Origin of the sequence: Ramlibacter albus, assembly GCF_014297445.1 — a bacterium.
In the GTDB taxonomy this organism is placed as follows: domain Bacteria; phylum Pseudomonadota; class Gammaproteobacteria; order Burkholderiales; family Burkholderiaceae_C; genus Ramlibacter; species Ramlibacter albus.
This window is the reverse complement of the sequence record NZ_JACORU010000001.1, coordinates 975,367-994,346: the sequence shown is the minus strand read 5'-3', so window position 1 is coordinate 994,346 and position 18,980 is coordinate 975,367. Positions and strand designations below refer to the sequence as shown.

Annotated in this window: 15 protein-coding genes; 3 read left to right on the top strand and 12 right to left on the bottom strand. The window is 70.7% G+C overall.

Annotation, left to right across the window (positions count from 1 at the left end):
* Positions 1 to 6: 6 nt before the first annotated feature.
* From H8R02_RS04515 to H8R02_RS04475, 9 genes are read right to left on the bottom strand one after another with little or no spacing between them, the layout of a single operon-like run.
* Positions 7 to 1,347: a DUF58 domain-containing protein gene (locus tag H8R02_RS04515; RefSeq protein WP_187080135.1), complete on the bottom strand. Its 1,341-nt coding sequence runs from the start codon at positions 1,345 to 1,347 to the stop codon at positions 7 to 9.
* 23 nt (positions 1,348 to 1,370) lie between these two features.
* A complete protein-coding gene (locus H8R02_RS04510; protein ID WP_255429139.1) occupies positions 1,371 to 2,387 on the bottom strand; it encodes an AAA family ATPase in 1,017 nt (338 codons plus the stop codon).
* Complete coding sequence (locus tag H8R02_RS04505) at positions 2,380 to 3,552, bottom strand: DUF4350 domain-containing protein (protein WP_187080133.1); 1,173 nt, start codon at positions 3,550 to 3,552, stop codon at positions 2,380 to 2,382. Before H8R02_RS04505 ends, H8R02_RS04510 begins: the two co-directional genes overlap by 8 nt.
* 34 nt (positions 3,553 to 3,586) lie before the next feature.
* Positions 3,587 to 4,303, bottom strand: a complete 717-nt coding sequence (locus H8R02_RS04500) for a DUF4129 domain-containing protein (RefSeq protein ID WP_354004865.1) — start codon at positions 4,301 to 4,303, stop codon at positions 3,587 to 3,589.
* Positions 4,290 to 5,021, bottom strand: a complete 732-nt coding sequence (locus tag H8R02_RS04495) for a hypothetical protein (protein WP_187080132.1) — start codon at positions 5,019 to 5,021, stop codon at positions 4,290 to 4,292. Before H8R02_RS04495 ends, H8R02_RS04500 begins: the two co-directional genes overlap by 14 nt.
* A complete protein-coding gene (locus H8R02_RS04490) occupies positions 5,011 to 6,000 on the bottom strand; it encodes a stage II sporulation protein M (RefSeq protein WP_187080131.1) in 990 nt (329 codons plus the stop codon). Before H8R02_RS04490 ends, H8R02_RS04495 begins: the two co-directional genes overlap by 11 nt.
* Complete coding sequence (locus tag H8R02_RS04485) at positions 5,997 to 6,728, bottom strand: RDD family protein (protein WP_187080130.1); 732 nt, start codon at positions 6,726 to 6,728, stop codon at positions 5,997 to 5,999. The genes H8R02_RS04490 and H8R02_RS04485 overlap by 4 nt, the downstream gene beginning before the upstream one ends.
* Positions 6,725 to 7,240 (bottom strand): RDD family protein, encoded by a 516-nt coding sequence (locus tag H8R02_RS04480; RefSeq protein WP_187080129.1) that lies wholly within the window; start codon positions 7,238 to 7,240, stop codon positions 6,725 to 6,727. Before H8R02_RS04480 ends, H8R02_RS04485 begins: the two co-directional genes overlap by 4 nt.
* Before the next feature lie 47 nt (positions 7,241 to 7,287).
* The gene (locus tag H8R02_RS04475; RefSeq protein WP_187080128.1) at positions 7,288 to 7,956 is read right to left on the bottom strand and encodes a c-type cytochrome; all 669 of its coding nucleotides are present in this window, start codon (positions 7,954 to 7,956) and stop codon (positions 7,288 to 7,290) included.
* Between the two features lie 87 nt (positions 7,957 to 8,043).
* Here H8R02_RS04475 and H8R02_RS04470 point away from each other — a divergent pair, with 87 nt between their 5' ends.
* On the top strand, positions 8,044 to 11,592 hold the full coding sequence (locus H8R02_RS04470) for a PAS-domain containing protein (RefSeq protein ID WP_187080127.1): 3,549 nt from the start codon (positions 8,044 to 8,046) through the stop codon (positions 11,590 to 11,592).
* Here H8R02_RS04470 and H8R02_RS04465 read toward each other — a convergent pair whose 3' ends face one another.
* Together H8R02_RS04465 and H8R02_RS04460 are read right to left on the bottom strand one after the other, a co-directional pair.
* The gene (locus H8R02_RS04465; protein ID WP_187080126.1) at positions 11,593 to 12,618 is read right to left on the bottom strand and encodes a pirin family protein; all 1,026 of its coding nucleotides are present in this window, start codon (positions 12,616 to 12,618) and stop codon (positions 11,593 to 11,595) included.
* 79 nt (positions 12,619 to 12,697) lie between these two features.
* On the bottom strand, positions 12,698 to 13,174 hold the full coding sequence (locus H8R02_RS04460; protein WP_187080125.1) for an FKBP-type peptidyl-prolyl cis-trans isomerase: 477 nt from the start codon (positions 13,172 to 13,174) through the stop codon (positions 12,698 to 12,700).
* Between the two features lie 113 nt (positions 13,175 to 13,287).
* Here H8R02_RS04460 and H8R02_RS04455 point away from each other — a divergent pair, with 113 nt between their 5' ends.
* On the top strand, positions 13,288 to 15,495 hold the full coding sequence (locus H8R02_RS04455; protein ID WP_187080124.1) for a DUF6600 domain-containing protein: 2,208 nt from the start codon (positions 13,288 to 13,290) through the stop codon (positions 15,493 to 15,495).
* A 94-nt stretch (positions 15,496 to 15,589) separates the two neighbouring features.
* Here the strand turns inward: H8R02_RS04455 and fusA are convergent, their stop codons facing one another.
* Positions 15,590 to 17,659, bottom strand: coding sequence for an elongation factor G (gene fusA, locus H8R02_RS04450; protein ID WP_435531261.1), 2,070 nt, complete (start codon positions 17,657 to 17,659; stop codon positions 15,590 to 15,592).
* A gap of 132 nt (positions 17,660 to 17,791) precedes the next feature.
* On the opposite strand from fusA, the gene H8R02_RS04445 reads away from it, so the two are divergent.
* Complete coding sequence (locus H8R02_RS04445; protein WP_187080122.1) at positions 17,792 to 18,925, top strand: iron-containing alcohol dehydrogenase; 1,134 nt, start codon at positions 17,792 to 17,794, stop codon at positions 18,923 to 18,925.
* The last annotated feature ends 55 nt before the right edge of the window (positions 18,926 to 18,980 follow it).

The following is an 18,980-nucleotide window of genomic DNA, read 5'->3' as shown; positions in this document are numbered from 1 at the left end:
TGCGGTTCACAGCAGCCCGGCCCGCTTGACCGCGTGGTAGCGGTTCACCAGCGCAGCGGGCAATTGGGCCGGCTCGACGTCGATCGACAGCGCGTCGTTGCCGGCGACGCGAGCGAACGCATCGCGCCGGTTCTGCTCGAAGAGGTGCGCGCCCGCGGCCTCCACCGCGTCGCGCGGCTGGGCGAGCGGCTGCGACGCGATCTCGCGCAGCACGCGCTCGCGCAGGCTGGCCACCAGCACGAGGTGGCGTTTGCGCAGCAGTTCGAGCGCGGGCTTGAGCTCGCCCACGTCCTCGTCGCGGAAATTCGTGAGCACGATCACGAGCGCGCGGCGCGGGAACCAGTGCAGCAACTGCTGCGCGGCCTGCAGGTAGTCCGAATGCACCGCCTCGGGCTCGAGGTCGTAGAGCCGGTTCATCAGCGCATTGAGCGTGGCCACGCCCTTGCGCGGCGCGAAGTCCCGCTGGCGGCCCGGCGCATTGCCGAACGTGAGCGCCCCCACCTCGTCGCCTTCCTTCAGCGCGACGTAGCCGAGCAGCATCAACGCGTTCAGGGCCTGGTCGAAGTGGCTGCCGCCGGGCACGCCCTCTTCATCCGCACGCATGCGGCGGCCGCAGTCGAGCAGGAAGAACACGCGCTGGTCGCGCTCGTCCTGGTAGCGGCGCACGATGGGCTTGCCCTGGCGCAGCGTTGCCTTCCAGTCGATATGGCGCAGCGGGTCGCCGCGCGTGTATTCGGCGAGCTGGCGGAAGTCGGTGCCCAGCCCGCGCTGCGCATACGTCTTGATGCCGATCTGCTGCAGCCGCCGGTCGCCGGCCAGCCACGCGTAGCGGCCCACCGCGGCGAAGTTGGGGTACACGCGCAGCTCCTCCGGCTCGCCTGCGCCAGCCACGAATTCCAGAGCGCCGAAGACGCCGCGCCAGCGCAGTTGCACGGCGCCGAAGCGCAGGCCACCGCGCCGCAGCGGCGTGACGCGGTAGCGCAGGGTCGCGCGCGAACCCGGCGCGACGCGAGCCTCTTGCGGCAGGCCTTCGAACACGAAACGCGCGTCGGGCTCGTCGAACACGCCCAGCGTCCATGTGCGCGTGCCGCGGTTGTCGACTTGAATCACGACGTCGTGCGGCACGCCGAGTGCGAGTGCGCCCGGGAGACGTCGCGAGACCTGCAGTGCGGATGTACGCCACGCGCGCACGCTCGCCGCCGCATCGGCCAGCGCCCAGGCAACGAGCGCGGCCAAGGCGATGCCGGTGGCCCATGCGACGGCCTGCAACGCAGCACCCCCGAGCAACGCCGCCACACCGCACAACGCCAGTGCGGTGAGCGCGAACGCAAGCATTCGCGTCGGCATCACTGAGCGCAATCGGGCGCCGTTCACGCCCGCGGCGCCTCCACGCTTTCCGCAGCGGCCAGCAGCAGCTTGTCGACCGTGCGGCCTTCGAGCTGCGCATCCGGCGACAGCATCACGCGATGCCGCAGGGCGGGCAGCAGGTGCTGCTTGATGTCGTCCGGCGTGATGAAGTCGCGCGCCTGCAGCAGCGCGCCCGCACGTGCCGCGCGCACGAGCGCGATCGCGCCACGTGGCCCCGCGCCCGCCGAGAGGCCGGGCCACTCGCGGGTGGCGCGCACGATGCGAACGGCGTAGTCCACCACCAGCACGTCCGCGCGCACGAGCGCGGCCATGCGCTGCAGGTCCTGCACTTCGCCGGCCTGCAGGCGCGGCTGCAACGCATCGAGCGGCAGCAAATGGCCCATCTGGCCTTCGGTGCTGCCGCGCACGATCGCGGCCTCTTCCGCGGCGCCTGGATAGCCGATGCTGATCTTGAAGAGGAATCGGTCCAGCTGCGCTTCCGGAAGCGGGTACGTGCCTTCCGTGTCGATCGGGTTCTGCGTCGCCAGCACCATGAACGGCGCCGGCATCGGCAGCGCACGGCCTTCCAGCGTCACCTGGTACTCCTGCATCACTTCGAGCAGCGCGCTCTGCGTCTTGGCCGGCGCGCGGTTGATCTCGTCGGCCAGCAGCAGGTTGGTGAACACGGGCCCTTCCAGCACGCGCAGCCGACCGAGCCCCGCTTCACCGGGCGCGGCGGGGTCCAGCACCGCGTGGCCCGTGACGTCGGACGGCATCAGATCCGGCGTGAACTGGATCCGGGCGTAGGCGAGCTGCATCGCGCGCGCGAGGGCGCGGGCCAGCAGCGTCTTGCCGAGGCCGGGCACGCCTTCGATCAGTACGTGGCCGTTGGCCAGCAGCGCGACGAGCGTCTGCTCCAGCACTTCGTCCTGGCCGATCACGGCCTTGCGCAGCTCGTCGCGCAGGCCCTGCACCAGGGCGGCGGCGCGGGCGAGGTCTTCGGGGTTCAGGGTTGCAGTCATCGTTGTCGTTTCAGGCATCGGTGTTCCTGGGTTGGAGGCGGCGGCGCGCATGCTCCACCACTTCGAGCCGCGCCGGCAAAGTCTTGGGTGTGGGTGCGCCGCCGCGCAGCGCATCGGCAAGCGGCCCCGCCGGCACGTGCGCTGCTTTCGCGACGCGCGCGAGGCTCGCGGGATCGCCCAGGCTCGTGAAGCCCGCGACGCGTGTGCGTGCAAGCTCGGCAAGCGCCCGCACCTGCGCGTCCTGCAAAGCGCCGGGCGCGTGGCGGCGCAGGAAGGCAGCCGTGCCGGCGACCTGCTCGCGCATAGAACGGCGCTGGGTGGCGGGTGCCGCGCCGACAGGCCCGAAGCGCACCGCGCTGCGCCACACCCACGCGGCCAGTGCCAGCAGGCCCATCAGCAGCGCCGGCCACGCGCGGTTCCACAGCCAAGGCAGCAGCGGCTCGCGCGATTCCTCGCCGACGAACCACACGACGCTGCCGCGGCGCAGCTGCAAAGTGTCGGCAACGACAAGGGCGTGGTCGTGCCGCACCGCGTCGCGGTTGTGCAGCAGTCCCCAGGGGCCGTGCACGGTGACGGTGCCGCGGCCCACCGCGACCCGCAGCACTTCGATGCCGCGCGGCCCCTCCAGCGCCCACAGCGGGGCGGTGCCCTCGCGCGCACTGAGGATCTGCCAGTACGGGTACGCGCACACCTTCAGCGGTTCCGTGGCGGCAGCTGCGGGTGGCGCACGTTCACGCAAGGTGCGGCAGCCCTGCTCTTCGGCGGGCACGCGGCTGCGGGTGCGCGGCGCGTTCTCGGTCTCCTTGGGCGGGTTGCTGAACGCCACCGGGATCCACCGCAGCGCCTGGTCGCTCGCCACCGTCGCGGGCAGCACGAGGTTGCCGCCGCTTTCCACCCACTGCTGCAACTGCTGCGCGCGCTCGGGAAAGAGGTGCCAGGGCCGGGCATCCAGCACCAGGCGTATGTCACGCGGCGGCATGGCTTCGAGGTTGAGCTGGCGCTCGGCTCGCCCGCCGAGGCTGCGCACCAGCAGGCTCGCCGCGAACCACGGGTTGCGCGCTGCCTCGCCGCGCGGCGGGCGCGGCACTTCCACCTCCGCCCATTCGGTGGCGTTGACCAGCCACACGGCGACGGCGATGGCGAGCGCCGCGAACACCCAGCGCGTGATCGCTTCGCGGCTCATCGCCGGCCCTCCGCGACGCAAGCGTGCCGCCGGTTCATCCCGCGGCCCCCTTCGCCAGCAGCACGTCGAACTCGCTGCACAACGCCAGCGCCTCCTCCGCGCCGACCAGCCGCCCGCCGTACACCGACTGCTGCCACGCCAGCACGAGCCGCGTGAAGAACATGACCTTCGGCGCGTCGAGCCGCGAGCGCACGAGCGCGAGGCATTCGCCTTCGGTGCTCGCCGCGCGGATGGGCACCGCGTGACCATGCACGAGCCGCGACAGCGCGCCCCGGTACAGCAGCGACAGCGCCGTGCGCGACTCGCCCGCCTGCCACAGGCGCGCCGCGTGCGCGCCGATGTCGGCGGGCAGGCTCTCGGGCCGGATGTCGAGGTTCTGCACGTGGCTGGGCAGCGCCTCGCCGGTGCGGCCCGCCCAGTCGGCGTGCTCGCGCCGCCAGCGCCACAGGCCCACGAGCACCAGCGCCACCAGCACCGCGCCGCCCACCCACACGAGCAGGCGGCTCGTCTCCGAAATCCAGCGCAGCAGCTCCGCCAGCCAGCGCAGCCCGCTCGTGTCGCCGCTTTGGCGCGGCTTGTCGCTGGACTTGAAGCGCAGCGTGCGCTCCTTCTGCGGCCCGCCCAGGTCCGGATGCGAGCGCACCTCCTGCGCCGCGCGGCGCACCTCTTCGCGCGCGGGCGGGTCCGTGGCCACGGCCTGCGCGGCCGCCAAGGCGATGGCGAGTGCCAGCAGCACGCTACGCAAACGCACGGCGGAACTCCTGTTCGATGTCCCACGCCTCCAGCTCGACGCGCCGGTTCAGGTACATCGCGAAGCCGGCGGCGACGTGGAAGGGTTCGACGATGCCGACCGCCACCGCGTAGATGATGGAGAGCACCGAGCGGCTCGCCAGCGAGTCCGACTGCCACAGCCACGCGAACACGTGCCGGTGCGTGCCTTCGGGCGCGAACCACAGCAGCAGCGCGCCGAGCCCCAGCGCCAGCGCGAGCTCCACGTGCGCGAACACGGCCTGCAGCCCGAACGCCGCACCCCGCTTGCCGCGCAGCAGCTGGTTGCGGCGCCGCCAGCGGGCGCGCCCGCGCTGGCCTTCGAGCTGGTCCACCGCCTGCGTGAACGCGCGCCACGGCGACAGCCTGCGCAGCGTGAGCGAGTTCAGCAGCCCGTGCCACCACACAGTGCGGGCATCGCGCAGCAGGCCACGCAGCGTCGTGGGCTCGTTGAACACCGCACGCGCCATCACATATAGCAACGTGCGATCGAGCCACGGCTTGGCGCAGAAGATCAGCAGCCCCGGCAACCACGGGCGCCACTCCACCGTCGCCAGCGCGAGCAGCGCGAAGACGCCGTACACCGGCAGCCACACGCGCCACACGCTGGCCGCATGGCGATGCACCAGCAGCACGCCGAGGTCGGCGGCTTCCGCCATGGGCCGCGGGCGCAGGTGCAGCGCGAGCGCGTCAACGCGCATCCCAGCCTCCTTGCAAGGGTCGGCCTTGCCGCGCGAGGTACAGCAGCACCAGCGCCCAGCAGGCGGCGCCGACGCCGTACTTCACTTCCGGCTCGACCCAGCGCGCGGAGGACCAGAACGCCTCGATCGCGGCCGCCACGAGCAGCATCCAGACCACACCGTAGATCACCACCACCGCCTCGCGGCTGTGCGCCTTGAGCGCGTCCAGGCGCGTGCGCTGCCCGGGTGCGACCCACGCATGGCCGATGCGCAACCCCGCGGCGCCCGCGAGCACGATTGCGGTGATCTCGAACGCCGAGTGCGTGACGACGAAGGAGAAGAAGTTGGTCCCGTGCCCGCGCCCCACCACCCAGCCGCCGAGCGCACCCGCGAACAACCCGTTGAACAGCAGGTAGAACGCGCTGCCCACACCCGCGAACAGGCCGGCCGCGAAGCACTGGAAGCCCACGCCGATGTTGTTGAGGATGTAGAAGCCGAACATCGCCCAGTCGGTGTCGGCGTCGCGCCGGTGCCCGATGCCGTGCTCGCCCGGGCCGTACATGGCGTCGAACTCCTGCAGGCGCGCAGCCTCGAGCAGGTGCAGCACGAAGCCCGGGTCGCGCCAGCTCGCCCACGCGGCCAGCACGAGCGGCACGGCGAAGAGCGCCGTTGCCATCGCCACGTAGCGCGCGTGGGCGCGCACCGCTTGCGGGAACTCGATGAGCGCGAGCCGGCGCAGCTGCGCGAATTCCACGCCCTGCCGCCGGTACACGAGCCGGTGCGCGCGCTGCGTGAGCGACTCCAGCTGCTGCACCATCTGCACCGGGTAGGCGCGGGCCTGCGCGAGCGCGAGGTCTTCGCAGCAGCGCCGGTACAGCGACGCGAGGCGCGCGCCGTCGTACGGCACCTTCTCGTCGCCCCCGCCTTCGCCGCGCGCGACGAGCTGTTCCAGCTCCGCCCAGCCGGGCGCGCGTGCGGCGGCGAACTGCTTGGGCGTCACCGCGCGGGCTCCCGCTCGCCCAGCAGCCAGTGCGCCACGCCGAGGAGCCGCTGCGACGCGGGGTTGTTCGCCCCTTGGCCATGCGCAGCGCCGGCCGCGGGCGCCGCCAGCCGCGCGAGTTCCTCCAGCCGCTCCGGCGTCAGGCGCTGCGCGCGCCCGGCCCACGCGACGATCGCGGCCTGCTCGTCCTGCGTCAGCGTGCGCGCGGGGCGCAGCGGCGCGGCCGGAGGCAGTTCGCCATGCAGCTTCACCGTGGCGCTGTAGACCACGAGCGTGCCGGCGGCCACGTCGCCCAGGCGCTTGAAGTCGCGCCGCAGCAGCAGCGACACTGCCGCGGCCGCATAGCCGAACGGCAGGAAGTCCGCGGCGCGCAGCAGGTTGCGCACCACGCAGGCCGCGGGCGTGACCGGCAGGCCGTTGTCCATCACCACCTGCAGCCCCATCGCGCGCTTGCCCGGCGTGCCGCCGGCCGGCAGCAGCTCGAACACCATCGGGTAGAGCCACTCCAGCGCGAACAGCGAGATCAGCAGGAACGCGTTGCCCATGCCGCCCATCGACGCGGCGACCATGGCCAGCACGAAGAAGAGGCCCACGCGGATGCCGAAGTCGATCAGCCACGCCTGGCCGCGCGCGACGATGCCGGCGGGCCGCAGCGACAGCGCGATGCCCTCTGGCGTCTCGCAGCGGTGCAGCGTGTCCAGCCGCTGCGGGGCGCCCGGCGCGCTCACGCCTTCAGCACCACCGTGTCGGCAATGACGTCATGCAGGCAGCGGCGCGACTTGCGGAAGATGAGGAGCGCATCGACCAGCGCATACGGCTGGCCGATGGCGGGGATGACGGTGGCCAGCGTGCCGATGCCGTAGCGCAGCCCGAGCAGGCGGCCGAGCGACGCTCGGCTGCCGTCGATGCGCACGATGCGGATGCCCAGCACCATCTTGCCCACCGTCTGGCCCCGGCGCGCGAGAGGCACGCCGTGCACGACCGAGAAGAGCAGGAACGAGAGCCCGATGTTCAGCCACTGCGGCGTCCACCAGCCGCCCTCGGCGGACCAGGGGTTCCAGGGCGTGACGGCGGATGCGACGGCCATCAGGCCCAGCCCGATGCCCAGGTCGAGCATGGCGGCCCAGAAGCGCTGCATGCGCGTGGCCAGCCCGCCGGCTTCCTCCGGCGCGGCGATGTCGTCGACGTGCGAACGCGGAGGCGCGTAGCGCGCATCCGCCGGTGTCCCGGCCTCCCCCATGTGGAGCCCCCTTTCGTCCTTGGGGGCGATTCTAGGGGCTGCGGCCGCTACTTCAGCGAGCCGATGTACATCACGAGGGCTTTCATGTCGTCCTCGGTGAGGCTGCGGGTCTGCTTCATCATCTTCTCGTCCGAGCGCGCCGCGGAGCCTTCCTTGTAGCGCCGGATGCTCGTCATCAGGTATTCGGGCTGCTGGCCGGCGATGCGGGCGTACTTCTCGTCGCCGTAGCCGCCCGTGCCGTGGCACTTGAAGCAGTTCTTCTCGTACACCGCCTTGCCGCGCGAGGCCATGGCGGGGTCGGTGGCGGGGCGGCTCGTGACTTCCTGGTTGGTGTAGTAGATGGCCACCGCCAGTTTCTCGTCGGAGCTGAGCTTCTTCATCAGCGGCCCGCAGAACGAGTTGATGCGCTTGCCGTCGGTGAACTTCTGCAGCTGCGCGAGGGCGTAGCCGGTGTTCTGGCCCGCGAGGTTCGGCACATCGGTCTTGGTGCTCTGGCCGGACTGGCCATGGCAGTGCGAACAGAAATCCGCCACCTTGCGCCCGGTGCGGTACATCTTCTCGAAGGAACCGGCGTCCTTGCGCAGCTCCTGAAGCTTGTCCTCGGTCATCTGCGGCACGGCGCCACCGGGTGCCGCGGCCTGGGCGAGTACGGCGGGCGCGGCCGCCAACCCGAGGAGGAAGGCGAGGGCCAGCCGGGCGAAGTTGAGCTTGTCCATGAGGCGCATGATGCTCAGCGCAGGGGCAAGCCCGCTTGACGAACCTCAACTGGACGCGTCGCGGCCGCCCGACAGTATGATGGCCCGATGCCGGACGCCGAAGCCGCCGCCGAACGCCGCCGCCTCGCGCGGCTGCGGATGCTCCAGGTGCTGGACTCCGGCGCCGAGCCCGCTTTCGACGCGATCGTGCGCACGGCGGCGGCGGTCTGCGGCGTGCCGATCTCGCTGATCAGCCTCATCGACGAGGACCGCCAGTGGTTCAAGGCGAACGTCGGCCTCGAGGGTGTCGCCGAGACGCCGCGCGCGGTGGCGTTCTGCGACCACGCGATCCGCCGGCCCGACGAGACGATGCAGGTGCCGGACGCGCACCGCGACGAGCGCTTCGCCGCCAACCCGCTGGTCACCGGCGCGCCGCACATCCGCTTCTACGCCGGCGCGCCGATCGTCATGCCGGGCGGCGAGGCCATCGGCACCCTGTGCGTCATCGGCCGCCAGCCGCACGAGCTTTCCGCCGCGCAGCAGGCCGCACTGGAGGACCTGGCGCTCGTGGCCCGGCACTGCCTGCTGCTGCGCGAGCAGCTGCACGACCTCAACGTGGTGGGCGACGAGTCGCGCTTCCAGGCCGTTTCGTACGCATCGCCGCTGGGCATCTTCCAGGCCGACGAGCAGGGCATGCTGTTCCACGTGAGCGGCCGCCTCGGCGAGCTGCTCGGCATGGCCATCGCCCGCGCACAGGGCCTGGGATGGCAGGACGCGGTGGCGGCCGAGGACCGGCCGCGCGTGCGCGAGGCCTGGGCGCAGGCGATCACGTTCGCGCAGGATTTCGACGAGGAATTCGGCCTGCACCGATTCGACGGCAGCCAGATCCAGGTCCGCATGCAGGCGCGCCCCGGCCGCTGGGGCGAGCCGCCGCGCAACGGCTTCATCGGCGTGATGGAGGACGTCACGGCGCGGCACGAGGCGCTGCGCTCGCAGCAGCGCGCCATCGCGCTCGTGCAGACGGTGCTGGAGAACATCCCGTGCGGGCTGGCGGTGTTCGACGCGCAGCTGAACGTCATCGCGCACAACCGCAAGTTCCGCGAGCTGCTGGAACTTCCCGACTCGTTGTTCGCAGGGCCGGTCACGACACTGGAAGACATCGTGCGCTACAACGCGCCGCGCGGCGAGTACGCCGAGGGCACGGGCGAGGACGCGGTGCGGCTGATCGTGGACCAGGCGCGCTACATCTCCGCGCAGCGCACGGAGCGCACGCGCGCCAACGGCACCACGCTGGAGATTCGCGGCGCGCCGATGCCGGGTGGCGGCTACGTCACGACCTACGTCGACATCACCCCCGCCAAGCGATTCGAGCAGGCCCTGCGCGAGAGCGAAGAGCGGCAGGCCCGCGCGATCGACGCCTCGCGGCTGTCGCTGTGGGACCTGGACCTGGGCACGGGCCGCATGTACCTGTCCGAGCATTGGTCCGAGATGCTGGGCGGCCCGCGCGAGCCCACGGTCACCGACGTCGGCGCGCTGATCCAGCTCGTGCCCGAGGAGGAGCAGGCCTACCTCGAACAATGCCTGACCGCGGTGCTCAAGGGCGAGCGCGACCGCTACGCCGTCGAACACCGCGTGCGCCGGCCCGACGGCACGCTGCTGTGGATCCGCAGCGAGGGCCGCGTGACGCAGCGCGACGGGCACGGGCGCGCCACGCAGGTCACCGGCACCAACCAGGACATCACCGCGCGCAAGACGACCGAGGCGCAGCTGGAGCGCGCGGCCGCGATCACGCGCGCCACGCTGGAGTCCACCGCCGACGGCATCCTCGTGATGAACGACGACCGCGAGATCCTGCTGTACAACCGGCCGTTCCTGGAGATCTGGCGCATCCCGCCGGAGCTGGAGCAGGCGAACGCGGGCGAGTTGCTGCGTTTCGTGACCGACCAGATGAAGGACCCGCAGGCCTTCGTCGCGCGCGTCGACGAGCTGTTCAGCGACGCCGCTTCGCACGGCATGGACGTGCTGGAGTTCCGCGACGGCCGCACGGTGGAGCGCTACCTGCAGCCGATCGTGCTGTCCGAAGGATCGGTGGGCCGCGTGTGGACCTTCCGCGACGTGACGCTGCGGCGGGAGGCCGAGATGCAGATCGAACAAGCGCGGGAAGCGGCGGAGGCGGCCAACCGCGCGAAGAGCGACTTCCTGCACAACGTGAGCCACGAGATCCGCACGCCGCTCAACGGCGTGCTGGGCATGACACGGCTGCTGCTGGCCGAGGAGCTGCCCGATCGGCAGCGCCGCTACGTGGAGCTGGCCGATGCGAGCGCCGCGTCGCTGCTCGCGCTGATCAACGACCTGCTGGACCTGGGCAAGATCGAGTCGGGCCGGCTCGAGGTGGAGCACATTCCCTTCCCCCTCGACTCGCTGCTGGCGCAGCTCGGCGAGCTTTACGAGCTATCCGCCGCGCAGAAGGGGCTCGCCTTCAAGCTCGACGTCGCGCGCGGCGTGCCGGCGCAGGTGCGGGGCGACCCGGTGCGCGTGCGGCAGGTGTTGAACAACCTGCTGGGCAATGCGCTGAAGTTCACGTCGCAAGGGGGCTTCGGGTTGCGTGCGGCGGCGATCGAGGGTGGCGTGAAGTTCGAGGTCTACGACAGCGGCATCGGCATCGGGGCCGACGCGCAGTCGCGCCTTTTCGGCCGGTTTGCGCAAGCCGACAGTTCGACCACGCGCACGCACGGCGGCACGGGGCTCGGCCTGGCCATCGTCAAGCAGCTGTGCGAGCAGATGGGCGGCAGCGTGTCGCTGCGCAGCGAAGAGGGCAAGGGGTCCACGTTCACGGTGGAGCTTCCGCTGCCGGGCGTCGAACGCGTGTCGGCCGTCGGCAAGCGCACGGCGCGGGCAGCGCCGGCCGAGCGCCACACACAACGCCTCCTCGTGGCCGAGGACAACGCAACCAACCAGGTGGTGGTGCAAGGGCTGTTGTCGCTCGTCGGCTACGACGACGTCACGCTCGTGGCCGACGGTGCGCAGGCCGTGGCCGCGCTCGACGCCGGCCGCTTCGACCTCGTGCTGATGGATTGCCGCATGCCCGGCATGGACGGCTACGAAGCGACGAAGGCGCTGCGCGAGCGCGGGCACAAGCTGCCGGTGATCGCGCTCACGGCGAATGCGTCGCAGGCGGAGCGCGACCGCTGCCTCGCGTGCGGCATGGACGACTTCCTGTCGAAGCCGGTCGATGCGCAGCAACTGGCAACGGCGCTCGCACGCTGGACGGGTGCGAGCGTGCCGGCTGCGGCCGTTCCGGCACCCGCTGCCGCCCCGCCCGCCGCCGCGCCGGGCTACGACCGCGCGCGCACGCTCGCGCAACTCGGGGGCGACACGGCACTCATGCGCATGGCGCTCGACTCGTTCCGCGAACAGGGGCCCGGCTACATGCGCCGCATCCGCGAAGCGCTGGCGCAGATGGATGGCGGCGAACTGCACCGCGGGCTGCATTCGCTGGCGGGCTCGGCGGGCATGATGGCGGCGACGCCGCTGCAGCTGCTCGCCCGCTCGCTGGAAGACCGCGTGGGCAATGGCGAGCTCGACGGCATCGAGTCCAGCCTCGACCAGCTCGAAACGCTCGTGGAGCGGTTCGTCTCCGAGAGCGAGGGCTGGTAGTCAGGCCTCTTGAGGTTCCTCGACGCGCCCGTCGGGGTACTTCGCGAAGCGCTTCGGCTCGTGCCCATGCACCGGGTCCGCCGCCCCGAACGGCCAGCCGCCGAACTGCGTGCGGCGATAGTCCGTCATCGCCTGCATGATCTCGGCCTGCGTGTTCATCACGAAGGGGCCGTACTGCGCCACCGGCTCCGCGATCGGCCGGCCTTGCAGCAGCAGGAACTCGCTCTCGCTGCCCCCCGCGACGATGGGCACTTCCAGGTCGGCGCGCAGCTCGATCGCGCAGGGTGCCTTCACGGCCTGCCCGCCGACCACCGCGTCCGCGCCCTTGAAGAAGTAGAGCGTGCGCCGCGTGCCTTCGCCGCGTGCGGGCGGCAGCGACCACTGCGCACCCGGCTCCATCCGCAGCGTCCAGATCGCGACATCGGCCTCGGGTTGCGCAGCCCAGGATTCGGGCGGCGGCGCCGGCGGCTGGATGTCACCGAGAGCGCCGGCAACAACGGCGATCTCGGTCGCACGCCCCGCCGCATCGCGCACCACCTGGCGCGGGATGTCGCCGTTCCACAGCATCGTGAAGTGCGGCTCGGCCATCTTGTTCTTCGCGGGCAGGTTCAGCCAGATCTGGAACAGCTCCAGCGGGTTGTCCTCGTCTTCGCTCAGGAGCGGGAACATCTCCGAGTGCACGATGCCCTTGCCCGCCGTGACCCACTGCACGTCGCCGCGCCCGAAGCGCGCGCTCGCACCGAGCGAGTCCGAATGGTCGATGAGGCCGCGGCGCACGATGGTCACCGTCTCGAAGCCCCGGTGCGGGTGCGCGGGAAAGCCCGGCACCGTGTCGCCGTGGTACATCGAGAAGCCGTCCTTGCGGCTGAAGTCGCTGCCGATCTCGCGGCCGGCCAGCGACACGGCCGGCGCCAGCTGGCCGTTGCCACGCGGGTAGTGGTCGTCGTGGTAGGCGCAGAAGAGGAACGGGTCGACGGTCGCCCATGGGAAACCGAGCGGCTCTACGCGAAGGATGGGATTGGTCATCGCAGGTAGGTGAGGTTGGTGCCGCGTTTCAACAGGCGTGCGCGGCGCAACGCAGCGTTCCAGCGCCGCAACGATCGTCTCAGTGGTGGTGGCCGCCTTCGCCGTGCACGTGGCGGTGGGCGATCTCCTCGGCCGAGGCGGCGCGCACGCCCACGACCTTGATCGTGAACTTGAGCGTGCGGCCCGCGAGCGGGTGGTTGCCGTCCAGGTGGACCTCCTGGCCCTTGATCTTCATGACGTGGAAGATGTGCGGCTCGCCGGCATCGGTGCGGCCTTCGAGCTGGCCGCCCACTTTCACGCCGGGCGGGAACTCGCTTTTCGGAATGGTGCGCACGAGCGCTTCGTCGCGCACGCCGAACGCGTCCTGCGGCTCCAACGTGAGCGTGACGGAATACCCTTTTTCCTGGCCGTCCAGCGCTTCCTCGATCCTGGGCAGCGTGTTGTCGTAGCCGCCGTGCAGGTAGACAGCGGGCTCCTTCGTCTGCTCGATGACCTTGCCGTTGGGCTCCGCCACCGTGTAGTGCAGGGTGACGACGGTGTCCTTTGCGATTTTCATGCGCCGATTGTGAACGCAAGCTGAATCGCCCGCGGCCCGGCGGGTAAAGGCGCGCGGCATTTCTTTACTCGCGCTTCACGCCACAAAATGGGACTCGGCCGTTCTAATCCGTCATGAGCAGTACCCTTTCCACCCGTCCCGTGGCGCCCGGCTGGCGGCGCTGGTTGCCGATGCTTGCGTTGGCGTTCTCGGCCTTCGGCGTCTCGGCCCAGGGCGGGGCGGAAGACCCGCCCGGCCGCGTGGCTGCGGTGACGGCCCGGCAAGGCTCGGTGGTGTACGCACCGGCAGGCGACGAGGAGTGGACGGCACTGCCGCAGAACCGCCCTCTCACCCAGGCCGACCGTCTGTGGACCGACCAGGGCGCGCGTGTCGAGCTGAACCTTGGCACGGAAACGGTCCACGTGCGCGACCTCACCAACCTCGGTGTCGTCGAGCTGGACGACCGCTCCACCCACCTCACCATCACGCAGGGCAGCATCAACGCCCGCGTGCGCGAGCTGCAGCAGGGCGAGCGCTTCATCGTCGGCACGCCCAACCTGTCGGCGCGCGCTTCGCAGGCCGGCGACTTCCGCATCGACGTCGATCCCGATACCGCGTCGACGCGCGTTGCGGTGCGCAGCGGCACGGTCACCGTGTACGGCGAAGACGGCAGGGGCCGCATCGTCGGCCCCGGCGAAGACGTGATGTTCGTCGCGCGCGACCTCGAGCAGGTCGAGCCCAACCGGCGCAACCCGGATTCGTTCGACCAGTGGGTCACGGCGCGCAACCAGCAGGAGGACCGTTCGCCGACGGCGCAGGTTCTTTCGCGAGACGTCGTCGGCTACACCCAGATGGACAACCACGGCGTGTGGCAGCAGGACACCACGTACGGGCAGGTCTGGTACCCCAACGTCACCACGGTCGACTGGGCGCCGTATCGCCAGGGCCATTGGGAATGGATCCGGCCCTGGGGCTGGACGTGGATCGACGATGCGCCGTGGGGCTTCGCGCCCTTCCACTATGGCCGCTGGGCGATGATCGGCTCGCGCTGGGCGTGGGTGCCCGGCCGCCTGGGACCGCGCCCCGTCTATGCGCCGGCGCTCGTCACCTTCGTCGGCGGCAGCGGCAACGTGAGCTTCACGGTCGGCAACAGCCCCGGCATCGCGTGGTACCCGCTCGGGCCCGGCGAAGTGTGGCAGCCCAGCTACCGTGCCAGCACGGTCTACGTCAGCAACGTCAACCGCTACGTCTACGCGTCGCCTCGTTATTCGACGGCGGGTATGTACATGCACAGCCGCTACCCCGGCGCGATCACGTCGGTGCGCCTCGACGACTTCACCCGGGGTCGCCCGGTGTGGGGCAACTGGCATCGCGTCGACGCGTCGCGCGTTGCCGCTGCCGCCGTCATCACCGCGCCGTCGCGTCCGGCATGGACGCGCACCGACCGCCGCGACTTCACGCACACGCCGCGCCTCGTGCAGACGCCCCCGGCCGCGACCACCGTGACGGCCAACCCGCGTTGGACGCGCGATTGGCACACTGGCGCCGGTACGCGCACGCCCGTGGCGCCGGCAACCGCGACGCCGCCCGGGACGAACGTGACGCAGCCGAACTGGACGCGCGACGGCCGCGGACATTGGGGCACGCGCACGACCACGAACACGGGTACTGGCACGGGTACGGGTACGGGTACGGGCACGGGCACGGGCACGGGCACGGGCACGCGGACGACCACAACCACCGGCCCGGCCCCGGCCGCACCTGCAGCGCCGACGGCGGTTGCGCCCGCCCAGCCCGCTGCACCGGTCCCGCCGGTGGGGCCCGCGCGCCCGAACTGGGAGCGTGACCAGGCGCGTGCCATCGCGGGTTCCACGGCGCAGGGGCGTGTGGAGCTGGATGCGCAAGACCGCTTCTATCGCGAGCAGCGCGAGGCGGCCCGCCAGCAGAAGCAGCAGGTGCAGCAACAGCAGCTGCAGCAACAACAACAGCAGCAACAGCAATGGCGCCAGCAACAGCAGCTGCGGATGCAGCAGCAAGTGCAGCAGCAGCAAATGCAGCAAGCCGTCCAGCAGCAGCAATTGCAACAGCAACAGGCGCGCCAGCAGCAGATCCAGCAACAGCAGCAGCTGCGTGACCAGCAGCGCCAAACCCGCCAGGCCGAGCAGTGGCAGCATCGCCAGCAACAGGTGCAACCCGTGGCGGCCCCGCAGCGCCAGGTGGTGCCGCAGCCGCAAGCCGCGCCTGCCGCGCAGGAGAACCCGCGCGGCCAGCATCGCGGCTGGCGTGATCAGCAAGGCGGCGAGAACGAAGGCCGCGGCGGCCCCCGCGGCTGGCAGCGCTGAGCAAGCGAGGCGTCACCCCGGGCTTGGCCCGGGGTCCATGCGGGCGTGGCGCCGCGTCACCATGGATGCCGGGTCGAGCCCGGCATGACAACTTCTACTCTTCCTTCACCTTGTGCTGCGACATCAGCTGCTGCTGCACGTTCGGCGGCACGGCCTCGTAGTGGCTGAAGGCGATGGTGTAGCGCCCCTGGCCGCCGGTGAGCGAATTCAACCGCGACTGGTAGCTGGCCAGCTCCGACAACGGCGCCTGCGCCAGCACGGTGAGTGAACCCGCAGACGCGGCCTGCGTGCCGCTCACCTGCCCGCGCCGCGTCGAAAGGTCACCGGTGATGTCGCCCATGTTCTGCTCGGGCGCGGTGATCTCCACATTGACGATCGGCTCCAGGATGCACGGCCGCGCCGACTGCACGGCCGCCTGGATGGCCTTCTTCGCCGCCGTGACAAATGCGATTTCCTTGCTGTCCACCGAGTGGTACTTGCCGTCGTACACGACGACCTTCATGTCGACCACCGGGTAGCCCGCGATCACGCCCTCCTGCATCGCCAGCTGCACGCCCTTCTCGACGGCCGGCATCAGGTTGTGCGGAATGGCGCCGCCCTTCACCTCGTCCACGAACTGGAAGCCCGCGCCATGCGGCAAGGGCTCGATGCGCAGGAACACCTCGCCGAACTGGCCGGCGCCACCGGTCTGCTTCTTGTGGCGGTGGTGGCCTTCGGCGGGCGCGGTGATCGTCTCGCGGTACGCGATGCGCGGCGGCCGCGTGTTCACCTCGCACTTGTGGATCTCCTGCAGCCGGTCCAGCAGCGCGCGCAGGTGCAGCTCGCCGAGGCCATAGACCACGCTTTCGTTCGTGCTGGCCACGTGCTCGACCTTCAGGCACGGGTCCTCGCTCACGAGTTTCGCCAGGATGTCGTGCAGCCGCTGCTCGTCGCCGCGGCGCTTGGGCTCGATCGCCAGGCCGTGCACGGGCACGGGGAACTGCATCGGCTTGAGATGCATGTTCGCGTCCTCGGCGGCGTCGTGCAGCACGGCGTCGAAGTGCAGTTCCTCCACCTTCGCGATCGCGCACAGGTCGCCCGGCACGGCCTTCGACACTTCCTTCAGGTCCTTGCCCTGCAGCATGAAGAGGTGGCCCACCTTGAACGGCCGGCGCCCGTCGCCGACGAAGAGCTGGCTGTCCTTGGTGATCGTGCCCTGGTGCACGCGGATCACGCCCATCTTGCCCACGTAGGGGTCCTGCGTGATCTTGAACACGTGCGCGATCACGTGCTTGTCCGGGTTGCCGGAGTCCACCGTGGTCGGCTTCGCATCGGGGCCTTCGCCTTCGAGGAAGGCGGGCGGGTTGCTCTCGGTCGGGTCCGGCAGCAGCTTCTCGATCACCTGCAGCAACTCGGCGACGCCCGCGCCGGTGCGCGCGGACACGAAGCAGATCGGCACGAGGTGGCCCTCGCGCATCGCCTGCTCCAGCGGTGCGTGCAATTCCTTCGGGTCCACATCGCCCTCGTTGAGGTAGCGCTCGGTGAATTCGGCATCCACCTCCACGACCTGCTCGACGAGTGCGCGGTGCGCGGCTTCGACGGAGGAGAAGTCCGGAGGCGGCCCGTCATCCGTGAGGTGGTAGAAGCAGTCGATGACGCGCTCGCCCTTCTGCGAGGGCAGGTTCACCGGCAGGCATTCCTTGCCGAACGCGGACTGGATGTCCTGCACCAGCTTCTCGAGGTTGACGCCCTGCGCGTCGATCTTGTTGACGACGATGACGCGGTCGCGCTCGCGCTGCTGCGCCCATTCCATCATGCGCACCGCCATCGGCTCGATGCCGGTCGTGGCGTTGATCACGATGGCCGCCGTCTCCACCGCTTCCAGCGCGGTGAGCGACTGGCCGACGAAGTCCGGGGCGCCGGGCGTGTCGACGAGGTGGGAGGTGATGCCGTCGTGCGTGAAGTGCACCAGCGCCGAGTTGAGCGAGCGCAGCGCTTTCTTCTCGAGGGGGTCCCAGTCGGAGACCGTGGACCCTCTCTCTACGCTGCCGGGAGCGCCGATCGCCCCCGCCTTTGCCAGCAGCGCTTCCACGAGGCTGGTCTTGCCGGCAGCGCTGGGGCCCACGAGGGCCAGCGTGCGGCGGGTTGCGACGTCGCGATGGGTAGCCAAGGCTTCCTCCGGCAACAAGAACGATGGATGGCCCATGGTACGGCACGCCGGGCCGCGGCGGCAAACAGGGGAGAACCCGCGCTTGCGGCTGAGCAAGGTTTCGGCCCACGGCGCGCGGCTTTTGAATTAGGCTGTCGTGATCACGCGATGAGCCTCAACAGTTTTTCGTTTCCCACCGCCATCCGGTTCGGCGCCGGGGCGCGCAGGGAAGTGGCCGCGCACCTCCTGCAGAACGGCTTGAAGCGCCCGCTGCTCGTCACCGACCGCGCGCTCGCGGCCTTGCCGGTGCTGGATGAATTCAAGTCGCACCTCGGCGCGCTCGACGTCGCCGTCTACTCCGGCGTGGCGGGCAATCCGGTCGCCAGCCAGGTCATGCAGGGCGCCGCGATGTACAAGGCCCACGGCGCCGACTGCGTGATCGGCTTTGGCGGCGGCGCCGCGCTGGACGTGGCCAAGGTCGTCGGGCTCGCGGCCACCCACGAAGGCGGCATCCTCGACTATGCGTGGGACCACCCGAAGGTTCGGGCGATCGACAAGCCGCTGCCTTACTTCGTCGCGCTGCCGACGACGGCGGGCACGGGTTCGGAGGTCGGGCGCTCGTCGGTGATCAGCGAGGACGAGTCGCACCTCAAGCGCGTGATCTTCAGCTCGCTGCTGCTCGCGAAGATCGTGTTCGCAGATCCCGAGCTCACGCTGGCCTTGCCGCCCAACGTGACGGCTGCGACCGGCATGGACGCGCTCACGCACAACATCGAGAGCTACCTCTCGCCGGCCTACCACCCGCTGTGCGACGGCATCGCGCTCGAAGGCGCGCGCATCGCGTCGCGCTCGATCGTTCGCGCCGTGGCGGAGCCCGGCCACCTGCAGGCGCGCAGCGACATGATGATGGCGTCGATGATGGGCGCGATCGCTTTCCAGAAGGACCTGGGCGCGGTGCACGCGTGCGCCCACGCACTCGGCGCGGTGTGCGACCTGCACCACGGGCTCGCGAACGCGCTGATGATCGACACGGTGATGGCCTGGAACCTCGAAGCGGTGCCGGAGAAGTTCGACGACCTGGCGCACGTGTGCAAGGTACCCGGCGGCGGCAAGGCTTTCCCGGCGTGGCTCAAGTCGCTGAAGGAGCGCATCGGCATCCGCGGCACGCTCGCCTCGCACGGCGTCACGCCGCAGCAAATCCCGAAACTCGTCGACATCGCGGTCGCCGACATCTGCCACAAGACCAACCCGCGCATGTGCACGCGCGGCGACTTCGAGCGCCTGTTCGACCGGGCGATGTAAGCCCCTCCTGAACCTGCGGCGCCGGTACTCGACCGCGCTGGCACAGCCTTTGCAT